Raw genomic sequence first — 24,148 nt, 5'->3', positions numbered from 1 at the left:
ATTTATTCATATATGTCTGCCTGTTTATTAAAATATATGATTTTATTGTTTGTATTACGTAACAAAAGAAAGCTGTGAGATTGAAGCCCAGAGACCTTTTTCATTATTCAATCAGCAAAAAAAAGCTTATTTCCCTTGATCGGGTTTATTTTGAGGATTATTAGTAGATTAAGCGAGCCTGCGTAAAGTCACGAAAGGAAAACGGTTTATGTTTGTTTTGCGGATAATTGGTAAATTAAGTGGTTTATCGAAATTTTTTTACGGACTGATGATGGGAATGATTGGAAATTTCGGAAATTAACATTTCTATTTCAATGATTTGTTTGTTTTTTGTATCTTTGCCTTTCAAAAAAATTTAATCATTCAGTTCAAAATTGTTTCATGAATTTACGTAAAATTCTTCTTCTGGCGGCGCTGTTTATTTTAGCCGGCAGTGCTACTGTTGCACACACGTGCCTGATGGCGCAGGAACCGCCCATTTCAAAAAGCGACAGAATTTTTGAGGATCCTGATATTATACCAATGTTTACCGGTGGATCGGGGGAGATGAACCGTTTTATTTTCAATACCTTGAAGTATCCGCCCGAAGCTGTTGAACGTAATGCTCAGGGATTAGTGGTTTACACCTTTGTTGTGGAAAAAGATGGGACCCTTTCAAATTTTAACATAATTCATCGTGCCGATTCGTTGTTGAATAAAGAAGCATTGCGTATTCTTGAGGCAATGCCTCCATGGCGTCCTGCAAGGCACAGGGGGGAGATTGTGCGGGCTGAAACATATGTTCCCATGTATTTCAGGTTGAACAAAAATGCTATTGCAGCCAGCAAAGCTTCCAAGACAACGGTAACGCGCAACTACGCCAAAACCGATCGCTCAATTATGGAAAACAACGACATCTATACAATTGTGGATAAGATGCCTCAGTATTCTTACGGTGAGAGTGGTCTTGGTGCATTTATTTCACACAATATACGTTATCCCCGTGAAGCAAGGCAAGAAGGGATTGAAGGTAGAATTCTCTGCTCATTCATAGTCGGCGCAGATGGCTCAATTTCCAATATTGAGGTGGTGGAAGGACTTGATCCTTCACTCGATAGTGAAGCTGTGCGTGTGCTGGGGTTGATGCCAAAATGGATTCCAGGCGAGAATGGGGGTGAGAAGGTAAATGTAAAATGCCTTCTGCCGATAGATTTTACCATTGATGAGGATCCTATACCGCCCTTTACAAAATCTGAGTGAGAAAACAGTTATTTCAATTCAAACCAAAACTCGCGCATTCCTGAGTGGGTGTTGATAAACAGGCGGAATGGAACGGGAAAAGTGTTTGATAAGGAGTGGAGGTCCTTCAGCGAAAAAGAAGCATGCATAGTTTGAGGGTATCCCCTGGGATCGTTGTTCCTGGAATGACTGAAATAGAGGTCAACCGAGGTGGATGAGTTATTTCGAAGCAGTGCCACTCCATGTGGCACGCTGTGGTATTCTATCTCAAGTATAAGATTCAGATAATCACTGCCTACCCACACACTTTGTATTTTTACAGGATCATCCGAATACTTTTCCGGATATCCTTCATGTTGAATTCCGGCTGTAAAAATGTTGGAGATGTTGATAATCCTAATATTGTTGTCTTTTAGCGGAACGTATCTCAGAATCACACGCTGCCCATCATTGCCGCTGTAGTTTTTTATCTCTTCGGGTATGAGTATCCTATTGTTATCGAGTTTAAAACGATAGGTTGCGTTTTCTTTCTGTACGGTGGCAATCTCCACCAGATAATCGTCAAGACGTTCCACCTCCTTGTCGCATCCAGATAAGATGAAAAAAAGGAGTGAAACCAGAAAGAGCTGTTTATGGTTCAATATGACGGGTCTCCAGATTGTTTTTAACCGTGTTTCCATACATCTCTATCATTTTTTCGCGCAGGTAATATTCGTCTTTGCCCGGGATATCTATTTTATTGATTTGTCCCTGCAGGTATGATTCAAACCGCGAGCGATCTTCGTCGGAGTATTCCGTGGCAAATGTGCCGGTATCCGTCATGAGGTCATACGCAACATAATTAAAAGGGAAAAAGGAGTAGTTTCTGTAAATCTCATCATCAATTGCTGAAGCCGCAATATTGAGCAGTTCGTTTCTTCCGGTACCTCTGGATAAATTACTGATGAACCGATTGATATTATTTCCGAAACGAAAATGCACGCGACCCTTGTAACCCATAATTCCCGCGATCATGTTCTCTATATCATCGGCTTTGGACTTCCTGTGTCCCGGATTATCACGCTTAAGCTGATATTCTTTGGCCTTCAGATAATCACATGGATCAAATTCGTATGTGATGGACAACGGCACAATATTGAGTTTCTTCAATGCATCGGAAGGATTGGCGCTGTCATGAAGTGTGAGCATCTTGAGAAGGCTTGTCTGGGTTTTGTCATTTGAGTCTTTCGCACGCCCTTCTCGCTGTGCTATCCAGACAGATTGATTCCGTTCTCTTATGGTATAGTGGATATAGTCTGAAAGATGTTTTGATACTTCCAGCATCTGTCTAACGTTTACCCCCCGCTTCACGATAAAACTTTTATTGAGCCGTACCAACTCTTCTATCCAGGGATAGATTAGCAGGTTGTCTCCAATAGCTATTTCGGTGGTGGGTATGCTCTTGTCAAAAAACAATATATTTAGGAAAGCAGCATCCAGTACAATATCCCGGTGATTGGAGATAAACATGCAGCTTCTGTCAGTACTAATCTTTTCCCAGCCGAATCCGCACATCTCTTTCGTCGTTTTTTCAATTAGCCGCTTCATTACCGGATATATAATGTAGTGTTGAAAGTCGTCTTTCGATTTACAACCTCCCATAAGTACAGAAAACTCTTCCCATGTATAAGGTTTTACAAAAGGTTCTGCAGTCCGCCTGAAATAATCGTTGGAGATAAGATGAGAGATTGTTTCAGGTACTTCACTGTCAAGTAACGGACGTATGTCGTCAAAACGGTTGGTTGTTATTTCCATTGTCTAACGTTTGTTTTGAAGCTTTATTTTTTTGTTGCCTTATTAAGTTCTGTTTCAATAATATTCGTCAATACCTCTTTCATTGAGAGTCCGGCTGCAGCAACCTGTTGAGGAATAAAGCTGGTTTCGGTCATCCCGGGAGTAGTGTTAACTTCAAGAAGAACCGGCTTGTCACCCGAAATGATGTAATCGGCCCTTATGATTCCCTTTGCGCCGATGAGCCGATAGATCTTTTTAGTCTCCTCGCGGATAGTTTTTGCAATATTATCTGGAATTCTTGCTGGAGTGATCTCTTCAACCTGGCCTTTATATTTTGCGTTGTAATCGAAAAATTCATTAGTGGTAACCACTTCGGTCAATGGCAACACAGTGATACCATCTTCTGTCTCAAAGCAGCCGCAGGTTACCTCACAGCCTTTAATAAAGCGCTCGGCAATCACCTCGGGCGCCTCCGAAAAGGCTTCATATATAGCGCTTTCCAGCTGAGATGCTTCTTTAACTTTAGTGGTTGCAAAGCTGGAGCCTCCCATGTTGGGCTTCACAAAAAGAGGCAGTCCCAATTCATTGATTATTTCGTTTGCACATGAAGTGTCTCTTTTTCTGATGACTACCGATGGTGGCACCTCAATTCCGAAACTCTTCAAAAAATTGTTGCATGCAAATTTATTGAAGGTCAGCGCTGATGCAAGCACGCCACAATTGGAGTAGGGGATGCCAAGCATATCGAAGTAACCTTGCAGTTTCCCATCTTCCCCAGGGGCTCCGTGAATGGTAATGTATGCAAAATCGAATGCAACTACATCTCCTTCTGTGGTAAAACTGAAACTGTTTTTATCAATCGGGATCATTTTGTCGTTAAATTCAACATTCCACGATGTCATGTCGATCCTTACATTATATACATTGTATTTTTCTTTATCGATGAAGGAGCTGATACCTGCGGCACTTTTTTCGGATATAATAAATTCAGAAGAGTATCCTCCCCAAACAATAGCAACATTTTTCATATGATTAATTGATCTTTTTATTCAGGTGTTTATTAATGTATATGTACGCCATTTCTCTATAACTCCCTGTATGTCTTCCGGAATCTTACTTTCAAAATATAGCTCCTCATTGGTTACCGGATGTCTGAACCCCAGAGTGGCAGCATGAAGGCACTGACGCGGGCAAATTGCGAAACAATTATAGACAAATTGTTTGTATTTTGCAAAACGTGTACCGCGAAGTACTTCGTTGCCACCATAGCGTTCATCGTTAAACAGAGTATGCCCTATATGTTTCATATGCACACGTATTTGATGTGTGCGGCCTGTTTCGAGACGGCACTGAACCAGTGTTACGTAACCGAATCGTTCCAGAACACTGTAATGGGTGACTGCTGTCTTTCCCTGATCTCCATCAGGGAAAACCCGCATAAGCATACGGTCTTTAGGATCGCGTCCTATATTTCCTTCAACGGTGCCGTTGTCTTTTTCAATATTCCCCCAAACAAGCGCAACATATATCCGTTTTGTCTCTTTGTTGAAAAATTGCGCAGAGAGATGTGCTTTGGCCGTCTGTGTTTTAGCTACGAGAAGCAGTCCCGAGGTATCCTTGTCTATTCTGTGAACCAGCCCAAGTCTTGGGTCATTTACATCTTTAATTCCTTTCTGTTTTAGATGAAATGCAACTGCGTTTACTAGCGTTCCTGTGTAGTTGCCGTGTCCGGGGTGTACCACCATTCCTGCCGGTTTGTTGATGACCATGAGCGCATCATCTTCAAAAACAATGTCCAAAGGGATATTCTCAGGGATGATCTCCAGTTCACGCCTTGGCCTGTCCATCACAATGGAGATTACATCTAACGGCTTAACTTTATAGCTCGATTTTACAGCTGTTCCGTTCACCAGAATAGAGTCTGCATCGGCAGCCTTCTGAATCCGGTTCCTTGAAATACCCTCAATGCGTACCGACAAAAACTTATCGATTCGCAGCAAATTTTGTCCTTTATCTGCTACAAACCGATAGTGTTCATACATTTGATCATCATTCCGTGAGTCTTCCGTTATATTATCATCATCCTCTGTCAGGAAATCGAGATCATCAAAATTGTTTTCGGCCACAAGACAATTTTTTTAGAAAAATGAATCGTCAATTTTAGCGCCTTCTGGCGGCACCATGTTATTATTGTTTGTATGCCCGGGAGGAACAATATATTCATTATCCACTTTCAGTGAATCAGCGAGTGCACCACTGGTGACAATCAGAGTTAACGGTGATCCGGCGGGTACCTTCTCATCCGGGGCTAGTGTCTTTCCCCTGAACTCAACGGCCCTTACCAGGCCCGAGTATTCAGCAGGCACCTCGACAATTGACAGCTGAGTGAAGCCCAGAGAGTTCAGTAGTGCCGCAGCCTGGCGGCTGGAGTAGTCTGTCAATCCAGGCACGGCAACCTCTTGTGGGGTTTTTGAATATATTGTAATATATATTGCGCGCCCTTCTTTTACTTTATTGTTTACTTTTGGTGTCTGGTCAATGATTGCTCCTGGAACGGCATCGCGTTCATAAACGGAATCTACTATTTCGGCATGTAATCCCCTCGACCTGAGGATGGCATTAGCCTCATCTGCCTGAAGCCCTTCAAGCGGGGGGACCACTACATTCTGTCCGTGTCTTGTGTAAATATTCAGGAATAGCAACGCAAATACAACAAGCAGTGCACCGCAAGCAATGATTATCAGCAGATTTTTAAGTATGCTGTTGTCAAAAAGAGTTTTTTCAGTTCGTTTTTTGCCCATGACAATTGACAATAATGTACGTAAGCTTTTATGGATACAAATGTACAAAAAAAATGAGAGCAGGAGGGAAGAGAAACCAAAAAGAGTTATTAATTTGAATTAAACAGTTCCTGATCTGGATAAATAAAAAACAGGAATACGATGATCGCATTCCTGTTTTACCAATGGAGTTATTTCTTAATATTCGTCGGAAATGGTTAATCTTGCTCTGCCTTTTGCTCTACGTGAGGCAAGTACTTTCCTTCCGTTTTTCGTAGCCATTCTGGAACGGAATCCATGTTTGTTTTTTCTCTTTCTGTTAGAGGGTTGGAATGTTCTTTTCATACGATTGTCCTACTTTTTCTTAAGGTGCATGAAACTTGCTACCATTACTTGTTATTGTAAAAATAACCCGGTGCATGTTACTCCACCTGTGTATATGTTATATTTTTGTTTATTCTTTATACCGGGCTGCAAAATTAGATAAAATATTTGAATGAACCAATTTTATAAATAATAAATTCAACTTTCGGCTGTTTTGAGATTACAGCTAAGTATTTCACTGGCGTTAGATATATGATTTTTGTTCTTTTTTTTTTGAGCTCTGTCTTGATAATGCCCAAAGTGGCATAGTACGCTATCATCACGGAACAGGCCAGGCGCCAGGATCGATACCGTAATAAAATAAGCCTTGTTAAATGTCATGATTATCTGTAAGTACCACATGACATAAAGAAAAAACAGAATAATCGCTGGAAAATTAAGAGAAAAGTTTTGTGTTTTGGGAAAATCGTTCTATATTTGCACCCGCAATTTGGGTAGTAATAATTTTAACAATAGGGTTAACGCCCGGTAATGGCCCATTCGTCTATCGGCTAGGACGCAAGATTTTCATTCTTGAAAGAGGGGTTCGATTCCCCTATGGGCTACTAATAAAAAAGATTTAAACATACGCATCAAGAGAATGGCAAATCACAAATCATCAGAAAAAAGGATCAGACAGACTAAATTGCGCCGGTTGACCAACAGGTATGCATCTCGTACGACTAGGAACAAGGTTCGTAAATTACGTGCAGTAACCTCCAAAGAGGAGGCGATTAAGATGTACCCCGAAGTTTGCTCTATGTTGGATAAATTGGCAAAAAACAGTGTTATTCACAAAAATAAAGCTGGCAATCTGAAATCAAAATTAGCTGCTCATGTGAATAGCCTGAGTTGATATGATAAAACACTTGGTGTTGTTCAAGCTGGCGGATGAGGCTGAAGGGAACTCGAAAGAAGCCAATGCTATCATTATTAAGGAGAAGCTGGAGGCCCTGAAAAATGTTATTCCGGTAATCCGAAAGATGGAAGTGTTTATAAATCATGTTGAAGCTTCGTGCGTCAATTATGATATTTTACTCGACAGCGAATTTGAAACACTGGACGATCTGAAAATTTATGCCCGCCACCCTGAACATATCGCAGTTGGGGAGTTTATAGTAAAAGTAAGAACCGAAAGGGCGGCAATTGATTACGAATTTTAAAAATCGTTATCTACATAATACGATTATCAAAAAAAGCGGACAAAAAGTCCGCTTTTTTTGGTTGTATGCATTGAATGGATAACATCCGTTGTTAAAGCATGCTTGGGGGGTATGGGCACCAGCCATTAGCTACGGGCAAGGGTGTTTCATTGCATGTTGTAATTGAAATAGAGCAACCATCGTACCCAATAACGATGAGGCTTTCAGTTAAGTTAATCACCTTTTATCGGTGATATAATCCAGTTCAAAAAAAGCCAAAAATGGTTGGTGAAGAGACAAATTTTTCGTACTTTTGTTCTCATTAAAAATATCCGTATAACTCATCATAATTGACGAATAGAGAGATAGTTCAACAAAAAATCAAGAAATGTCAGAAGAAGAAAAAAAATCGGCAAGCGGAAGTTATTCTGCGCAAAATATACAGGTACTCGAAGGCCTTGAGGCAGTGCGTAAACGTCCTGCCATGTATATCGGCGATGTGAGCGAGAAGGGGCTTCATCACCTGGTGTACGAAGTAGTGGATAACTCCATCGACGAAGCTCTTGCCGGATATTGTTCCGAAATAGATGTGATTATCAATGAAGATAATTCTGTTACCGTAAGAGACAACGGACGCGGAATCCCGGTAGACTATCACGAAAAAGAGAAAAAATCGGCTCTTGAAGTGGTGCTTACGGTCCTGCATGCAGGTGGTAAGTTCGACAAGGGAACCTATAAGGTCTCCGGAGGGCTACATGGTGTGGGTGTCTCCTGTGTGAACGCGCTTTCTATATATCTGAAGGCTGAGATTCACATAAACGGTAAAATATATGTACAGGAATACTCACAGGGAAAGCCCTATTCAGATGTGAAGATTGTTGGCGAAACAAAAGAGACCGGCACGGTGATTACCTTTAAACCCGATAATTCCATTTTTACAATATTGGAATACCGCTATGACATTCTAGCTACCCGCCTCCGGGAGCTTGCATATTTGAATGCAGGCATAACGCTGACACTTACCGATAAAAGGGTAGTGAGGGATGACGGGTCGTTCAAGGCAGAACGCTTTTATTCCGAAACGGGCCTGGAGGAGTTTGTCAGATATATCGATAAAAATAAAGACCCTCTTATCAGTGAACCTATTCATATAGTTACGGAGAAAAACGAAATTCCCATTGAGATAGCGTTAACATATAACGACACCTATAATGAGAATATATTCTCTTATGTAAATAATATAAATACTATAGAGGGAGGAACACATCTGACCGGTTTCCGGAGAGGCCTCTCGCGTACACTGAAGAAGTATGCTGAAGACTCCAAAATGCTTGAAAAAGTGAAGGTGGAGGTAAGCGGCGACGACTTCCGTGAAGGAATTACCGCGGTGCTTTCAGTGAAGGTTGCCGAACCACAGTTCGAAGGACAAACCAAAACAAAACTGGGAAACAGTGAGGTGATTGGTGCCGTGGATCAGGCAACAGGAGAGGCTCTTAGAAATTATCTGGAAGAGCATCCAAGAGAGGCAAAGGTGATTGTTGAGAAGGTTATCCTGGCAGCTACAGCACGTCATGCCGCCCGTAAAGCCCGTGAAATGGTTCAGCGCAAATCGCCTCTATCAGGCGCAGGCCTACCAGGAAAGTTGGCCGACTGCTCTAGCAAAGATCCAGTTCAGAGTGAGATATTCCTTGTGGAGGGCGATTCTGCAGGCGGTACGGCAAAACAGGGGCGTAACCGCATGTTTCAGGCTATTCTGCCATTGCGCGGTAAGATACTCAACGTGGAAAAGGCAATGCCGCACAAGGTACTGGAGAGCGAAGAGATAAAGAATATTTATACCGCTCTTGGTGTATCAATAGGAACAGAAGAAGACTCCAAGGAGCTCAATATTGAGAAACTTAGATATCATAAGATTATTTTGATGACCGATGCCGATGTCGACGGAAGCCACATCGACACTCTTATTCTTACATTTTTCTTCCGCTATATGCGGCCTCTCATCGAGAATGGCTACGTATATATAGCAACTCCGCCACTCTATCTTTGCAAAAAAGGCAAAATTGAGGAGTACTGTTATAACGATCGCCAGAGACAGGTTTTTATTGACAAGTATGGCGAAGGGAACGAAAACGCTATCCATACACAGCGTTACAAGGGCCTTGGAGAGATGAATGCAGAACAACTCTGGGAAACAACAATGAATCCTGAGCACCGTACCCTGAAACAGGTTACAATTGAGAATGCTGCCGATGCCGACATTATATTCTCCATGCTTATGGGCGAGGAGGTGGCTCCGCGAAGGGAGTTTATTGAAGATAATGCCACCTACGCAAATATAGATGCATAAATGATCTGATTTTTACGGATGAAACGTCCTCCATCACTGCAATCCGGCGATAGAGCCATCATTTTGTCTCCCGCGGGAAACATTGACGAAAATGTTGTACGGGATGCAGTTGCCATATTGGAATCCTGGGGGCTGGTGCCTGAGACAGGTGAAAACGCTCTTTGCGAAAACGGGCGTTTCAGCGGCTCTGTAGAGGAAAGGATGTCTGATTTGCAAAGAGCATTCGACGATCCGTCAGTAAGGCTTGTTTTTTGCTCAAGAGGAGGTTATGGCGTTGTTCATATGCTCAATAAGCTTAATTATTCCGGTATAAAGAGATTTCCGAAGTGGGTGGTGGGTTTTAGTGATATCACTGCTCTTCACGCCGCTTTGCAGGTGAATGGCATTGCGTCAGTACATGGGCCTATGGCTAAGCATTTGTCTGACGAAGGAGCAGAAGATGAAGCTGTCAGATATATGCGAAGTCTCCTGTTTGGTGAATCTGTTGAGTATCGGATGCCTGTGAGGCAGTATGATATTCTGAATCGCAGGGGAACTGCTGAAGGCAGGCTCTTCGGAGGCAACCTGTCAGTCTTTTGTGCTCTTATGGGTACTAAGTTTGTAAAAATCCCCAACAAAGGCATCTTGTTTATAGAGGATATCGGTGAAGCTCCATACCGGGTTGACAGGATGATATATCAGTTAAAGCTTTCAGGTGTCTTTGAGAAAACCGGAGGGTTGATCGTTGGACAGTTCACTGGCTACGAAGAGGATGCCCGGATGTACTCATCATTACAAGAATCGATATTCAATGCAGTGAGAGAATACGATTTTCCGGTATGTTTTGATTTTCCGGTGGGGCATGTGAAACAGAACTACCCTCTTATCATGGGTGAACATGCCTCGTTGAACATAGGTGGTGATTATATCACATTCATTCAATAAACAAAATTATTCATAATGACGATCAGTACAGAGTTGATGTTACTTGTAGGATCTGTCTTGTTTTTTATAAGCATGCTGGTCGGAAAGGCCGGACATCGTTTTGGTGTTCCTGTATTGTTGCTTTTTCTAGTTGTGGGAATGGTTTTCGGATCCGATGGGTTCGGTTTGATTTTCGACAATGTTCAAACCGCACAGACTATAGGAACAATCTGTTTGACTATCATCCTTTTTTCCGGAGGGTTAGATACCAGGTTTACTGAGATAAGGCCGGTAATATGGCCGGGTGCAGTTCTTGCCACGTTAGGCGTACTAATTACAGCTATACTTACAGGATTTTTCACCTACTGGTTGTCGGGACTTATGTTTCCTTCTTTGGGAATAAGCCTGCTGACAGCTATGCTGCTAGCCTCTACCTTCTCTTCTACCGATTCAGCTTCTGTTTTCGGGATACTTCGCTCCAAAGGATTGGTACTAAAGAATAATCTGAGGCCTTTGCTTGAGCTTGAGAGTGGTAGTAACGACCCCATGGCGTATATGCTTACCCTTATGTTTATGAGCATCATTCAGTCGGGAGGTGATCCCAATATCGGAATGGTAGCCTTTAACATACTTGTTCAGCTGGTGGTAGGTACGGCAATGGGTTATCTTCTTGGAAGAGCTGCGGTAATCATTATCAACCGCATCAGAATGGATAACGCCTCACTTTATCCAATTTTACTGTTAACTTTCGGTGTGTTTATCTTTGCGTTAACCTACTATCTGAAAGGTAACGGATATCTTGCTGTATATATTGCCGGATTGGTGATCGGGAACTCAAAATTCTCTCATAAGCGTACTTCTATGAAGTTTATGGATGGTTTCGCCTGGATGAGCCAGATACTGCTCTTTCTAACACTGGGATTGCTTGTTAACCCGGGCGAGCTGGTGCAAGTTCTGGTACCGGCATTGATTATATCATTTTTTTTGTTATTTATCGGCCGTCCGGTAGCCGTCTTTCTTTCGCTGACTCCTTTCCGCGAGATAGGCCTCAAAGATAAACTATACGTATCCTGGGTCGGGTTGAGAGGTGCCGTACCAATTATTTTTGCTATTCTGCCTCTTGCAGCCGGAGTGCAGGATGCAAGATGGATTTTCAATATTGTATTCGTAATAACTATTGTCTCCCTGCTTGTACAGGGGACTTCCCTGCCTATTGTTGCAAGGTGTCTGGGGCTGGCTGAAAATCCTCCAAAATATAAAGCTTTCGAAGATTTCGATGTGGAGTTTGCAGAAGAGATAAAATCTGCTATGACAGAGATTTTAATTACCGAAGAGACATTGACATATGGTAAAAATCTGATAGAGATGCCGCTGCCCGACAAAACTCTGGTGGTTATGATTAAACGAGAAGAGCAGTATTTTGTGCCGACCGGTCAAACCGAACTGCATGCAGGAGATAAACTATTGGTTATTTCTGATGACGAAGATGCACTAAAAGAAACATATTCCAACATAGGAATTTCAGATTTCTCATATCAGAAGAATAAGTAGGGTATACCTTTGATTTTTCACCTTCTTGCTGTATGCAAGTGACATTTATTGTGAGAATAAGAGTAGCCAGAACAGGTTGAAGCGTTACAAATTAAAGATTTACTGACGGGAAAGTAATTGAATCAGTAGAGAAAATATTGGCTGAAAAAAATCCGGAGGAAAAAGAACGAAACAGAGCCAGCTGATTGGAGACTAGTAATAATAAAGTTTGATTTATAAAGATTTTCGGATTAGAAAGTCATAACTTTGCAGAAATAAAAAATAGAGGAAAGTGAAAACTAAAATATATATACCGGTTTTATTGATAACCGGGTTGCTGTTTACCATTTCGTGTAACTCATGCCAGTCAAGCAAGAATACTGTTGTTATGGAGCCATACCGGCGGCTATCACCTGGATTTAACGCCGACAGTGCCTATCTGTTTGTGGAGAAGCAGGTGCGTTTTGGTCCCAGGGTTCCCGGTACGGAAGCTCACAATGCCTGTGGCGATTATCTCGTTGCAAAACTGACTGAATTTGGTGCCCGGGTAGTAGAACAGCGCGCCAATATTACTCACTACGATGGCAAAAATTTGACCGTACGCAATATCATTGGGAGCTATCAACCAGAAAAAGAGAAGAGAGTATTGCTTTTTGCCCATTGGGACTCGCGCCCCTTTGCCGATGAGGAGACAGATGTCGGCAGGCAACGTCAGCCTGTTCAGGGTGCCGACGATGGCGCAAGCGGTGTAGGTGTACTGCTTGAGATTGCCCGCCAGCTGCATCAACAACCGCCTGAAGTGGGTATTGATATTATATTCTTCGATCTGGAAGATTGGGGGCAACCCTCTTTCGAAAGCGAATGGGTAGAGGGTGACTGGTGGTGTCTTGGTTCCCAATATTGGTCTGAACAGCCGCATGTTGAAGGTTATAAAGCTTCTTTCGGAATTCTGCTGGATATGGTGGGTGGTGCAAATGCTACATTTTTGAAAGAGGGGTATTCAATGAAATATGCTCCGTATGTTGTGGAAAAAGTGTGGGGCATAGCTTCCAAAATGGGCTTTGGTAGTTATTTCTCTTCCGGCAGTGGAGGATATATTACCGATGATCATCTGATGGTGAACCAAATGAAACTTGCTCCAAGCATAAACATCATAAATCTGAAAAAGGATTCCCCTACCGGATTTGTTCCTTATTGGCATACACTCAGCGATGATATGCGAAATATCGACCGGAATACGTTGGAAGTAGTAGGTATTACAGTAATGGAGGTAGTCTACTCGGAAAAAATCCGTTGATTCAGCTACCGGAAAAAGTAGGTAATGATAAGACAAAATAGTGAAAATGCAGACGATAAACGAAGTACAACAAGAGATTATTGAAGAATTCAGCATTTACGATGACTGGATGGATAAATACGCGATCATCATAGAACAGGGTAATGCCCTGCAGCCTCTAGATGAGAAATACAAGATTCCCGAGAATATCATCCAGGGATGTCAGAGCAGGGTCTGGTTGCAGACAGATTATTGTGACGGCAAGCTCTATTTTCAGGCCGAGAGCGATGCTATTATTGTTAAAGGCCTTCTGGCGCTTGTACTGCGTGTGTTTAATGGGCGCACTCCGGATGAGATTATCAGTGTGGATTTGCGTTTTATGAAAGAGATAGGACTTACCGAACATCTTTCACCAACACGCTCCAACGGGCTGCTCTCAGTAATTAAACAGATCCGTTATTATGCTATTGCATATAAAGCCAAAGCAGAAAAAAACTAATTCCCGTTACTGCTCATTTCAGCCGACCTGTTTCTGGCGGCATCGAGTACACCCTCGAAATGCTTTCCCAACTCGTGTAAGCGGAAATAATCCAATCCTGCCTGCGTGGTGCCTCCCTTGCTTGTAATATTTCTTATCAGCTCTTCAATGCTGTATTGCTTCTGGTTTTGGGCAAAATATATTGTGGTCCCCTGTGTAAGTTCAAGCAAAAGTTCGTCAAGGAGAGGCCCGGGCAGATTAAATTCCTGCATCTTATTCTTGAAGATCTGAATAAACGCCAGTATAAATGCCGGGCCACTTCCGAACACAGAGGTAAAAAGGTCGAACCCGCTCTCCTCAAGCTGTACTACTTTTCCCAGCTTACCCATAATACGGCAAACATACATAGCCTTTTTGTTGCCCGGACGGTTGGTGGCAAAAGCTGTCACCGATTTGCGATAAGCCATAGCCAGATTGGGCATAATACGCACTATAAGATGCTCCTTTCCCAAATACTTTTCAATATATGAAATACTCTTTCCTGCTACAGGTGAAACGATAGCCTTCCCTTTTATATCGAACTTCTTCAACTGATCTAATATACCGGCAAGGTCCTGTGGCTTTACCGCCAGCCATATGACATCGGAAAAGGTGACCAGGTCTTCCATTTTATCACAAAATAATATATCAACCTCTTTTCGGTTTCTGTTAAAATAGGCGAACTCCATCTCTTTCTCATCTTTCAATCCATGATAAACCGCTCTTGCCAGATTGCCGAATCCTATAAATCCATGTTTCATTGCCTTCTGTTTTTGACTCTTAATCTTTAATACTACGTGAATATTTCTATTTTTAGATCTTCTATGTAACTCTGTGAGTATTTACTTTACTTAAATTTTGTGAAAGGAATCTGTTTTTTCAGAGCCTTAATTATATAATTAGCACGCTGTCCGTTAACTATCCACATCTCTACTCCGCTCTTCATACATATTTCAGCAGCATGCACTTTAGATGACATACCTCCTGTGCCCAGAGTAGATTCCTTTTCTTCTATGCATCCTTCGATAGAGTTTAAATCAGCCACATCTGTAATAAGCTGTGCATCAGGGTGAAGGTGAGGGTTTTTGTTGAATATTCCATCAATATCCGATACAATGATCAGCAGATCCGCTTCCGTAATCACAGCAACAAGTGCCGACAGCTTATCGTTATCTCCCAGTACGATCTCCTCGATGGAAACAGTGTCGTTCTCATTCACTATCGGTATATAATCGGCATGCCACAGCCTTTTGATGGTGTTCCGGGTATTTTCGTTAGCAACCGGGTTCTCAAAGTCGCGGTAGGTAAGAAGTATCTGAGCGATATTCAATCCAAAAGTACGGAAGATAGTGTCGTAAAGCTCAATCAACTTGGTCTGACCGATAGCAGCCATAGCCTGTTTTGAATCTACCCGTTTGTTAAATCCGTTGATCTCAACAAATTGCCTAGCGGTAGCTATAGCTCCTGATGATACGATTACCACATCATATTCGTTCTTCAACTCCACGATCTGACGTGCCAGACTCTCGATTACGGCAAATGATATTCTGTTTGTTCCTGCCGTCAGCGTGGAAGTGCCAATTTTTATGATCAGTTTCTTTTTCATATTATTCCCTGATATGTCCGTTTCCAAAGACGAACCATTTGTTTGTCACAAGCTCCTGTGTCCCCAGGGGACCGCGGAAGTGAAGTTTTTGCGTGCTGATAGCTATTTCAGCACCTACGCCAAACTGTCCACCGTCGGTAAAACGTGAAGAGGCGTTATGATACACTGCTGCACAGTCCACCTTTTGCATGAAATCTCCTGCTTTCCCTGAATTATTGGTGACGATTACCGCAGTATGCCCTCCGGAGTAGCGGTTGATCATTTCAATGGCTTCAGATTCAGTATCTACGAGAGAAAGGTAGAGTTTCGGAGCCAGGTACTCCTCACAAAGTGTATGTGCATCGTTCTCCTCCTTGATGAAATGGCAAAGGGATGCTATCTCCCTGTTTCCCCATACCTCGATACTATTCTCCAATAGTTGCGTTACAAGGTCATTAAGCTTTTTCTCCAGCTGATGCAGTCTTTTGTTTATGAGCACCTTATCGATAGCGTTGCATACGCTTATACGCTTTTTACCATTCAATATCAGCTGAATGGCCATTTTGAAATCTGAATCATCATCCACATACAGAAAATTGTTCCCCCTGCCGCTTACAATCACCGGAACGGAAGAGTTCTCCTGCACAAACCTGATTAGCCCTTCTCCACCACGCGGAATTATCAGATCCGCCTTATGACTGTTTTCCTTGATAAGCATCTGGGTCTCTTCGCGGGACAGGCTCAGGTATTTCACATAACTTTTGTCGGCTCCATTTTCCGACAGCGCCCGTTGCCAAAGCTCTGTAAGCAAAATGTTAGTATTAGAAGCCTCTTTGCCTCCTTTAAGCAGAATGCGGTTACCAGCTTTGAAAGCGGTAGCCGCCGCTTCAATGGTAACATCGGGACGCGACTCGTAAATAATAAGAATTGTCCCAAACGGGACTGTTCTGTTTACAATCCTTAACCCGTCTTCACGTGCAATCTCATACAATATTTTTCCTTCGGGGTCGGGTTGTAAAGCCACCTCCTCGAGTGAGCGTATCATCCCTTCAATTTTTTTCTCATCTACCTTCAGGCGATCTTTCATTGAATCGTCCATATCGGGAAAAGCCAGCATATCGGTGTTATTGGCATCCATGATCTCCTTCCTGTTTTGTTGTAACAGAAAGGCAAGGGATGATAACACGCTATTTTTTTGTGTTATATCCATATTGCTATAAAAAAAGAAATTATTTCGGCCCCAAAGGTAGCAATTTATTCTTAAACAACATGTTTGTACATCTATTTATTATTTTAACGTGTGAGTCCTCTCCGAAAACCTCGAAACCCAATTTTATTGATTTTCAATAAGTTGAAAATCAATGATCATCTTTTGAAATTTTCAAGAAAAAAGACTTATCGGAGGAGACTCACGTGTAGAATCTTAAACCGTAACAGCAATGTTAGTTTACGGATAGGTTAGATAAAGAGATGCAATAACCAGAGGTTAAGTTCAACTTATAAGTCCAATTTTTTCGATTAAATTCGGTTCATAAGAACACCATTTCCGGTTAAGATCTACTCAGAAGTTCAACGCTCAGGCGTGGTTTTCAGAAAATATCGCGAATAATTCCGGCTAAAATGGTAACTTTGCACCTCTTTTAAGATATAAGTGGATTTACTTTCAATAATCATTATTGCCGTAGGACTGGCGATGGACTCTTTTGCTGTCTGCATTGGCAAGGGCATGTGTCGTAAACGTTTTTACGTCTGGAGATCACTCAAGATTGCCATCGTATTTGGTCTGTTCCAGGGTTTGATGCCTCTGGCGGGATATCTGCTGGGTATTGGGCTGTCGGCCTGGATAAAGCAGCTTGATCATTGGGTCGCATTCGGTATTTTAGTTCTTTTGGGATTTAAAATGATATACGAAGGTTTATTGCCTGAAGGTGAACCAGACTGTATAGGCTGTGATTGCAGAGCAAATCTGTCCATCGATTGGAAGAGAGTATGTATACTGGCTGTTGCTACAAGTATTGATGCCATGGCAACAGGGTTAATCTTTGCCACTTATCCCGGAACAATACTCTCAGCAGTAGTTGCTATTGCATTGGTAACAATTCTTTTTTCCTTCACAGGTATCTTTCTTGGTGTTCGTCTTGGAAATAAATTCAGATTCAATTTCGAGATTTTAGGTGGAGTTATCCTTACAGTAATAGGATTGAAAATATTGCTGGAACATCTTTTTAATGGTGGTTGATTTTCTATTTCTTTTCTTCGCTTGACATCGAGTCTCTTTTCAGGATGATAAAACCTCTCTGCCGGATAATACCTCAATCAGAACCGCTGCCTGAGAATGATCCCCGTCCTTTGCAGCATAGAGCAATGTGACTTTTCCATGCTCCTTTTCCAGATCTTTTATCTGTTGCAGAAGCTCTCCCTTTTCGGTCAGCTCTTTCCTGTATAACCTGTCAAACTCGTTCCATTTGGCGGGATCGTGATGAAACCATTTCCGTAACTCTGTTGACGGAGCTATCTCTTTCATCCAGAGATCTACATGTACTTTTTCTTTCGATAAACCGCGTGGCCAGAGTCTGTCTATCAATATACGGTAGCCGTCGTCGCCCAATTGTTCATATATACGCTTAATTCCGATCATTGTTTATTCAGGATTATTCTTCCCTCCTTCTATGGTTGAAGGGTAAGTCATTATTCGTTTCCGGAAACTAACCGGTTCCCAGGTTATAACGAATAAGTTGTCCTGTAAGTTCAGATCTGCTTCGCTATTCCTGCGCGGTTCAGGATGAAGGCGAACTCGAAAGCGGTGTCTTTTATTCCTTCGTAACGTCCGGTGGCCCCTCCGTGTCCCGAGTCCATATTAATACGAAGCAGCAGGATATTATTGTCGGTTTTTAGCGACCGGAGTTTTGCCACGTACTTGGCGGGTTCGTGGAATAACACCTGTGAGTCGTTTATTCCACCTGTCACTAGAATGTTTGGATAATCTTGAGCCTTTATATTGTCATATGGCGAGTAGGAGAGGATATAGTTATAATACTCCTCCTCGTTGGGGTTACCCCACTCCTCGTATTCGCCGGTCGTTAGCGGCAGTGTGTCGTCGAGCATTGTGTTTATAACATCCACAAAGGGTACCTGTGCTACGATGGTATTATATAGGTCCGGGCGCATATTCGCAACTGCACCCATCAGCAGTCCGCCCGCACTTCCTCCCATGGCAGCCAGCTTGCAGGGGGAGGTATAACCCTCTTGCACCAGTTTCTCACTGCAGGCAATGAAATCGTTGAAAGTGTTCTTTTTCCTGAGCAACTTCCCATCCTCGTACCACTGTTCTCCAAGATCACTGCCACCCCGGATCTGGGCGATAGCGTACACGAATCCTCTATCTATCAGGCTATACATGCTTGCACTGAAATAAACATCAGAGCTGCTGCCGTAACTTCCGTATGAGTAGATAAGTGCAGGGCTGCTACCATCTTTCTTCAATCCCTTTTTATAAACAACTGCCATCGGGACCTTTACTCCATCCGGAGCGGTCGCCCAGAGGCGTTCTACTGAATAATCATCTGGATTGAACCCTGACGGTATCTCCTGTTCCTTCAGTTTCTCTGTTTTTCCCGTTTCAATATTGTACTCATAAAGCGTGGTGGGCCGGTTGAGAGATGTGTAGGAATAGCGGAAGGTAATGGCATCATACTCCGGATTTCCACTTAGCCATGCAGAATAGACTGGCTCAGGAAAAGCAATGGTCTTTACATTATTGCCCGAAACAGGTTTGACCTGTATCTCAGTAAGTCCGTTTTTGCGCAATTCCATCGACACATAGTCTTTCAGGATATCAATCCCTTCTATGCGAACATTTTTGTTATGTGGCACAAAAACTTTCCAGGCCGACCGCTCCTCGTATCCATTGAGCGGAAGTTCAAAAATCATCCCGTTCAGGTTTTCTTTATCCTTATAGCGCATAAAAAATTTCTCTTTATGAGGATAAATGCTGTATTCTACATCTTTTACACGGGGAAAGAAAATTTTGAATTCATCCATCGGACGATCGGCCCTAATGTATCGTTCTTCAGATGTAGTTGAGCTGGTACAGCCTATAAAAATATACTCTTTGGTTTTACTGCCTGAAACGTATGTACTGAATTTGTTGTCCGTCTCTTCATAGACAAGCGTACCTTCGGGAGAGTCGAGCATACGCCGATATATATAACAGGAACGTAATGTGTTGTCTATAGTGCTGTAAAATAGCGTTTCGTTGTCGTTTGCCCATGCTGCAGAGGTAGCTCCACTGACACTGAAACCCACCTCTTCGCCAGAGGCGAGATCTTTCACTTTCATCATGAACTCGGCATACGAACCTGTTTCATTGAAAAAATAGGCTGCTTTGCTGTTGTCGGGGCTGATGGAATACCCTGCAAAAATAAATGCCGGTTTACCTTCAGCCATCCTGTTCACATCAAAGATAATCTCTTCCGGTGCCTCCATTGTACCTTTGCGGCGACAATAGGTACGGTACTGTTTCCCTTTTTCCGTACGGCTGTAGTAGTAATAGCCATCGCTAAAAGAGGGATATGTTTCATCGTCCTCTTTTATGCGCCCTACAATTTCATTGTAGATGGTTTGCCTGAGAGTTTCCGTAGAAGCCATTAAGCTATCTGTATATGCATTCTCGGCTTTCAGATAATCTATCACCTTAGGATTTTTTTTGTCCTTCAGCCAATAGTAGTTGTCGATGCGTTGTTTTCCGAAATTTGTAAACGTAACGGAATTTATTTCTGCCACCGGGGGGGCAGGAAAATCGGATTGCTTTAAAATCTTCACTTCTTCTTTTTTAGGATTGCACGATAGAGATAATAATGCCATTGCGTAGACTGCAATTAAATTTTTTGATTTCATGATAAGTTCAATTAAGATTTTATATATTATTCCTTTTTCTTCTTCCTCTTCTCTTTTTTTATATAAACGGCTGATAACCAAAGAATAAAAGATAATAAGATAATAGCCCATAGATTAGTGATGCCTATCAGCACCCAGAGCAGGTTGCTCCATCCGTTTTTGAATGCGTTGCTTATTTTATCAAAAAAACTGAATTGTCTGTTTATGACGTAATAAGTAACCGTTAGTGTGCTGTAATCAACCTGTTTGGAAAGATAACGCATACTGCCTTCTGCAGATTCAATCTCAGTTTGAATTTTTCCTATTTGCTCTTCAATCTTCAGGATATCTTCCACTGTATTGGCGCGTTTCAACAGTTCCTGATAACGTGCTTCAATCTCTTTTTTTGTATTAATACGTGTGACCAGGTCATAATATTCCTGGGTAACGTCATGTACATCAAAACTTTTATAGTCAATTTTTAATGAGAAGGATTCGATTTTTTGCAACAGATTATCAAAATTTTCTGATGGAACGCGAATCGTGAGTGTATTCTCTGTCCTATTTTCATATCCTGACGTGGTTTCATTTGATATATAACCTTTTAAATCAGTAACAGTTCTGTTTATATCATTTTCTGTTTTGTTCATGTCCGAAGTGCGAAAACGAATTGTACCCGTTTTGGTAAGTTTTCGCTCCTGAATTTGAGTATCCCTATCTCCTGCTTCTGAAGTTACCGGAAGCGTGGCGGCTGGCATTATAGCCTCTTTATCTGTTTCGATCTCTTTATAAACATTGTTTTTTGAACCCCTATCACAAAAAGTCAGAGAAAGAAGCAGTAATATAAATATAAAAGACCTGATTGATCGTCTCATAACAATTTTTCATATAATAAAGAGCAAAAGTACACATTTCTTTTGAGAAAACTATATGAACAATCTTTTTCTCATAACGTTATAATCTGAACTTGATGATTGAAATGCATTCACACGAACAAAAACCTCGGCACGAAGATGTGAAGAACATCAAAGCGGCATTTTTCCTGAATCTAACTTTTACGTTTATCGAGCTTGCCGGAGGGCTGCTGACCAACAGCGTAGCGATACTTTCGGATGCCGTTCACGACCTGGGCGACAGCTTTTCGCTCGGCTTATCATGGTATTTTCAGAAAGTTGCGAAAAAACCGCGTACAAAGGAGTATACATATGGCTTCAAACGATTTTCGTTGTTGGGTGCAGTAATAAATTCGTTAGTACTGATAGTGGGAAGCGTGGTAATCCTTGCTCACGCCATTCCCCGTCTGTTCAACCCTCAGCAACCCGATGTGAAGGGTATGTTGCTGCTCGCAGTGTTGGGCGTGATTATCAACGGACTGGCGGTCATTCGCCTGAGAAAGGGAAGTTCTATTAATGAACGGGTAGTATCTCTGCATATGCTTGAAGATGTGCTGGGATGGATGGCTGTACTTATAGGAGCGGGTATAATGTATTTCATCGATGCTCCCTTTATCGATCCTCTGCTTTCCGTTGCCATATCTCTTTTCATCCTTTATAATGTGTACAGTAATATTCGTCGGAGTCTGCATATCATTCTGCAGGGAAGTCCCCTTGAATTGGATATGGAAGAGGTGAAGCAGTCGATCATGGATATCAATGAGGTTCAGAGCGTGCATGATATACATGCCTGGTCGGTAGATGGTGAATACAACGTCATGACTATCCATGTTGTACTTAAAGATGCCCTAACTATGGAAGAGCACCAACGTCTGAAACTACTTATCCGTAAAAGATTAATGTCTATGGGAATACAGCATTCTACAATAGAACTTGAATCGTATGACGAGGATTGTGCTTTGGAAGATTGCTGATAAATATTACACCTGTTTCGTAAACAGACATATCTGCTTACCTTGAACAGATTATTCCAAATAAGTATACCCGTACAATCCTGAGCGGTAGTTTGAGAGGAACTCCTTCCCTTCCTCCACTGAGATTTTTCCCTGTTTCACAGAACTCATCACCCATGTTTCTACAGTCCGCACAAGTTTTTTCGGGTTGTATTGAGCATACTCCAGCACTTCGGCTACCGACTCACCATCAATCACCTGGTCTATTTTGTAGCCTGTTTCACTGGTGGATACGTGCACTACATTGGTGTCGCCGAACAGGTTGTGCAGATCGCCCAATATCTCCTGATAAGCTCCTACTAGAAATACGCCAATATAATAAGATTCGTTCTTTTTTAGAGAGTGAACGGGGAGATATGATGAACGGAAGCCATCCTGAGAGGCAAAATTGGCAATTTTTCCATCCGAATCACATGTGATATCCTGTAGAGTGGCTGTTTTGTCGGGTCTTTCGTCTAATCGATGAATAGGAATTATGGGAAATACCTGGTCAATAGCCCATGAGTCGGGAAGCGACTGAAACAGAGAGAAGTTGCAGAAATATTTGTCTGGTAGCAGACTCGATAACTGGCGCAATTCTTCGGGTGCATGTTTAGAACGATTGCTGGTAATGTTGATCTCTCGAGCAATTGAAAAGTATAGCTGTTCAACTTGTGCCCTGGTCTTCAAATCGAGCATACCCAGGCTGAAAAGGTCGAGGGATTCTTCACGTATTTGCTGAGCATCATGCCAGGCTTCCAGCATGCGTGCCTGTGTAAGTGAATCCCATATGTTATAGAGCTCTTTTACCAGCTCGTGATCGTTATCCTCAATATCCATCTCCTCCGACCATTCGGGAAGTGTAGCGGTTTCCAGTACTTCAAAAATCAGCACCGAATGGTGTGCCGTGAGCGCTCGCCCCGATTCGGTAATAATATTTGGGTGGGGTATTCCATTCTTGTTGGCAGCATCCACGAAAGTGAAGATTGAGTCGTTTACATACTCCTGTATTGAATAGTTGATGCTGTTTTCGGTAAAAGAGGAGCGGGTTCCGTCATAATCAACCCCCAGGCCACCGCCGATATCTACGAACTCAATTTTAAAACCCATAGAATGCAGTTGCACGTAGAACTGGGCTGCTTCGCGAAGGGCTGTCTTGATGCGGCGTATCTTTGTGATCTGACTACCGATATGAAAGTGAATCAGCCTGAAACATTCGCTCAGGTTATTATCTCTGAGTACTTCCAAAGCTTCCAGCAGTTCACTGGAATTGAGCCCGAACTTGCTGCCGTCACCGCCCGACTCCTCCCACTTGCCGCTTCCGGAACTGGCCAGCTTCACACGTATGCCTATGTTTGGCTTTACTTTCAGCCGCTTAGCTATCTTGATGGTCAGGCCCAGCTCATTCAGCTTTTCCACCACTATAAACACTTTTTTACCCATCTTTTGTGCAAGTAGAGCCAGTTCTATATAACTTTCATCTTTATAGCCGTTACAGATAATAAAGGAGTTGCTTTCCGTGTTGATGGCAAGCACTGCATGGAGTTCCGGTTTTGAGCCTGCTTCCAGTCCTATGTGGAATCGCTTTCCGCTTGATACGATCTCTTCAACTACCTGGCGCATCTGGTTTACCTTGATGGGGTAGATAATATAGTGCTGGGCTTCGTATTCATACTCTTTTGAGGCAATGGCGAAACTGTTGGATATTTTTTCGATTCTGTTATCAAGTATCTCGGGAAAACGTATCAGTACAGGAGAGGAAACATCTCGAAGATAAAGTTCACGCATCAGATCGCTCAGATCAACGCTACTGCCCTCTTTTTTACGTGGTGTAACCTGAACATGCCCCTTTTCGTTTATGGAGAAATAACCATTTCCCCATCCGTTGATATTATACAACTCTTCCGAATCTTCAATTCGCCATTTTCTCATTCCAACAAACACTAATTAAAGG

General features: G+C 42.3%; 23 protein-coding genes and 1 tRNA gene. 11 read left to right on the top strand and 13 right to left on the bottom strand.

Annotation, left to right across the window (positions count from 1 at the left end; genetic code table 11):
- Positions 1 to 381: 381 nt before the first annotated feature.
- Complete coding sequence (locus KDN43_RS14550) at positions 382 to 1,239, top strand: energy transducer TonB (protein WP_238867266.1); 858 nt, start codon at positions 382 to 384, stop codon at positions 1,237 to 1,239.
- An 8-nt stretch (positions 1,240 to 1,247) separates the two neighbouring features.
- Here KDN43_RS14550 and KDN43_RS14545 read toward each other — a convergent pair whose 3' ends face one another.
- The 6 genes from KDN43_RS14545 to rpmH all read right to left on the bottom strand — a co-directional run bounded on the left by KDN43_RS14545 (position 1,248) and on the right by rpmH (position 6,116).
- Positions 1,248 to 1,898 (bottom strand): NigD1/NigD2 family lipoprotein, encoded by a 651-nt coding sequence (locus tag KDN43_RS14545; protein WP_238867264.1) that lies wholly within the window; start codon positions 1,896 to 1,898, stop codon positions 1,248 to 1,250.
- Positions 1,849 to 3,012: a 1-acyl-sn-glycerol-3-phosphate acyltransferase gene (locus KDN43_RS14540; protein ID WP_238867262.1), complete on the bottom strand. Its 1,164-nt coding sequence runs from the start codon at positions 3,010 to 3,012 to the stop codon at positions 1,849 to 1,851. Before KDN43_RS14540 ends, KDN43_RS14545 begins: the two co-directional genes overlap by 50 nt.
- Positions 3,013 to 3,035: 23 nt before the next feature.
- Entirely contained in the window at positions 3,036 to 4,019 is a 984-nt protein-coding gene (locus tag KDN43_RS14535; RefSeq protein ID WP_238867261.1) for a D-alanine--D-alanine ligase, read from the bottom strand.
- 21 nt (positions 4,020 to 4,040) lie between these two features.
- Complete coding sequence (locus KDN43_RS14530) at positions 4,041 to 5,084, bottom strand: RluA family pseudouridine synthase (RefSeq protein ID WP_238869495.1); 1,044 nt, start codon at positions 5,082 to 5,084, stop codon at positions 4,041 to 4,043.
- 45 nt (positions 5,085 to 5,129) lie between these two features.
- The gene (locus KDN43_RS14525) at positions 5,130 to 5,792 is read right to left on the bottom strand and encodes a PASTA domain-containing protein (protein WP_238867260.1); all 663 of its coding nucleotides are present in this window, start codon (positions 5,790 to 5,792) and stop codon (positions 5,130 to 5,132) included.
- Between the two features lie 177 nt (positions 5,793 to 5,969).
- Positions 5,970 to 6,116 (bottom strand): 50S ribosomal protein L34, encoded by a 147-nt coding sequence (rpmH, locus tag KDN43_RS14520; RefSeq protein ID WP_238867259.1) that lies wholly within the window; start codon positions 6,114 to 6,116, stop codon positions 5,970 to 5,972.
- Positions 6,117 to 6,628: 512 nt separating this feature from the next.
- Between rpmH and KDN43_RS14515 the strand changes: the two genes are divergently transcribed.
- The 8 genes from KDN43_RS14515 to KDN43_RS14480 all read left to right on the top strand — a co-directional run bounded on the left by KDN43_RS14515 (position 6,629) and on the right by KDN43_RS14480 (position 13,831).
- Positions 6,629 to 6,700 (top strand) — tRNA-Glu (locus KDN43_RS14515).
- 35 nt (positions 6,701 to 6,735) lie between these two features.
- Positions 6,736 to 6,990 carry a 30S ribosomal protein S20 gene (gene rpsT / locus KDN43_RS14510; protein ID WP_238867258.1) on the top strand — a complete coding sequence of 85 codons (255 nt, stop codon included), beginning with the start codon at positions 6,736 to 6,738 and terminating at the stop codon, positions 6,988 to 6,990.
- Position 6,991: 1 nt separating this feature from the next.
- Entirely contained in the window at positions 6,992 to 7,297 is a 306-nt protein-coding gene (locus KDN43_RS14505) for a Dabb family protein (protein ID WP_238867257.1), read from the top strand.
- A 367-nt stretch (positions 7,298 to 7,664) separates the two neighbouring features.
- Complete coding sequence (gyrB, locus tag KDN43_RS14500; RefSeq protein ID WP_238867256.1) at positions 7,665 to 9,623, top strand: DNA topoisomerase (ATP-hydrolyzing) subunit B; 1,959 nt, start codon at positions 7,665 to 7,667, stop codon at positions 9,621 to 9,623.
- A gap of 18 nt (positions 9,624 to 9,641) precedes the next feature.
- Entirely contained in the window at positions 9,642 to 10,547 is a 906-nt protein-coding gene (locus tag KDN43_RS14495; protein WP_238867254.1) for a S66 peptidase family protein, read from the top strand.
- A 15-nt stretch (positions 10,548 to 10,562) separates the two neighbouring features.
- Positions 10,563 to 12,077 (top strand): potassium/proton antiporter, encoded by a 1,515-nt coding sequence (locus tag KDN43_RS14490; protein ID WP_238867252.1) that lies wholly within the window; start codon positions 10,563 to 10,565, stop codon positions 12,075 to 12,077.
- A gap of 271 nt (positions 12,078 to 12,348) precedes the next feature.
- Positions 12,349 to 13,353, top strand: coding sequence for a M28 family peptidase (locus KDN43_RS14485; RefSeq protein ID WP_238867250.1), 1,005 nt, complete (start codon positions 12,349 to 12,351; stop codon positions 13,351 to 13,353).
- Between the two features lie 46 nt (positions 13,354 to 13,399).
- Complete coding sequence (locus KDN43_RS14480) at positions 13,400 to 13,831, top strand: SufE family protein (protein ID WP_238867248.1); 432 nt, start codon at positions 13,400 to 13,402, stop codon at positions 13,829 to 13,831.
- Here the strand turns inward: KDN43_RS14480 and KDN43_RS14475 are convergent.
- From KDN43_RS14475 to KDN43_RS14465, 3 genes are all read right to left on the bottom strand, one after another.
- Positions 13,828 to 14,610, bottom strand: coding sequence for a pyrroline-5-carboxylate reductase family protein (locus KDN43_RS14475; protein WP_238867246.1), 783 nt, complete (start codon positions 14,608 to 14,610; stop codon positions 13,828 to 13,830). The genes KDN43_RS14480 and KDN43_RS14475 overlap by 4 nt on opposite strands.
- 86 nt (positions 14,611 to 14,696) lie before the next feature.
- Positions 14,697 to 15,455 carry a glutamate 5-kinase gene (proB, locus tag KDN43_RS14470; RefSeq protein ID WP_238867243.1) on the bottom strand — a complete coding sequence of 253 codons (759 nt, stop codon included), beginning with the start codon at positions 15,453 to 15,455 and terminating at the stop codon, positions 14,697 to 14,699.
- A 1-nt stretch (position 15,456) separates the two neighbouring features.
- On the bottom strand, positions 15,457 to 16,644 hold the full coding sequence (locus KDN43_RS14465; RefSeq protein ID WP_238867241.1) for a glutamate-5-semialdehyde dehydrogenase: 1,188 nt from the start codon (positions 16,642 to 16,644) through the stop codon (positions 15,457 to 15,459).
- 441 nt (positions 16,645 to 17,085) lie between these two features.
- Here KDN43_RS14465 and KDN43_RS14460 point away from each other — a divergent pair, with 441 nt between their 5' ends.
- Positions 17,086 to 17,673 (top strand): manganese efflux pump MntP, encoded by a 588-nt coding sequence (locus KDN43_RS14460; protein WP_238867239.1) that lies wholly within the window; start codon positions 17,086 to 17,088, stop codon positions 17,671 to 17,673.
- A 39-nt stretch (positions 17,674 to 17,712) separates the two neighbouring features.
- On the opposite strand, the gene KDN43_RS14455 is transcribed toward KDN43_RS14460, so the two are convergent.
- The 3 genes from KDN43_RS14455 to KDN43_RS14445 all read right to left on the bottom strand — a co-directional run bounded on the left by KDN43_RS14455 (position 17,713) and on the right by KDN43_RS14445 (position 21,184).
- On the bottom strand, positions 17,713 to 18,072 hold the full coding sequence (locus KDN43_RS14455; RefSeq protein WP_238867237.1) for a DUF488 domain-containing protein: 360 nt from the start codon (positions 18,070 to 18,072) through the stop codon (positions 17,713 to 17,715).
- Positions 18,073 to 18,182: 110 nt separating this feature from the next.
- Complete coding sequence (locus tag KDN43_RS14450) at positions 18,183 to 20,330, bottom strand: S9 family peptidase (protein ID WP_238867235.1); 2,148 nt, start codon at positions 20,328 to 20,330, stop codon at positions 18,183 to 18,185.
- 26 nt (positions 20,331 to 20,356) lie between these two features.
- The gene (locus tag KDN43_RS14445; RefSeq protein WP_238867234.1) at positions 20,357 to 21,184 is read right to left on the bottom strand and encodes a DUF4349 domain-containing protein; all 828 of its coding nucleotides are present in this window, start codon (positions 21,182 to 21,184) and stop codon (positions 20,357 to 20,359) included.
- A 95-nt stretch (positions 21,185 to 21,279) separates the two neighbouring features.
- On the opposite strand from KDN43_RS14445, the gene KDN43_RS14440 reads away from it, so the two are divergent.
- Positions 21,280 to 22,176, top strand: coding sequence for a cation diffusion facilitator family transporter (locus tag KDN43_RS14440; protein WP_238867232.1), 897 nt, complete (start codon positions 21,280 to 21,282; stop codon positions 22,174 to 22,176).
- Positions 22,177 to 22,227: 51 nt separating this feature from the next.
- Here the strand turns inward: KDN43_RS14440 and speA are convergent, their stop codons facing one another.
- Complete coding sequence (gene speA, locus KDN43_RS14435) at positions 22,228 to 24,126, bottom strand: biosynthetic arginine decarboxylase (protein WP_238867230.1); 1,899 nt, start codon at positions 24,124 to 24,126, stop codon at positions 22,228 to 22,230.
- Between the last annotated feature and the right edge of the window lie 22 nt (positions 24,127 to 24,148).

The sequence above is a fragment of the Proteiniphilum propionicum genome (assembly GCF_022267555.1).
Classification (GTDB): Bacteria; Bacteroidota; Bacteroidia; order Bacteroidales; family Dysgonomonadaceae; genus Proteiniphilum; species Proteiniphilum propionicum.
Note: the sequence above shows the minus strand (reverse complement) of the source record. Positions and strands in the feature narration are given on the sequence as shown.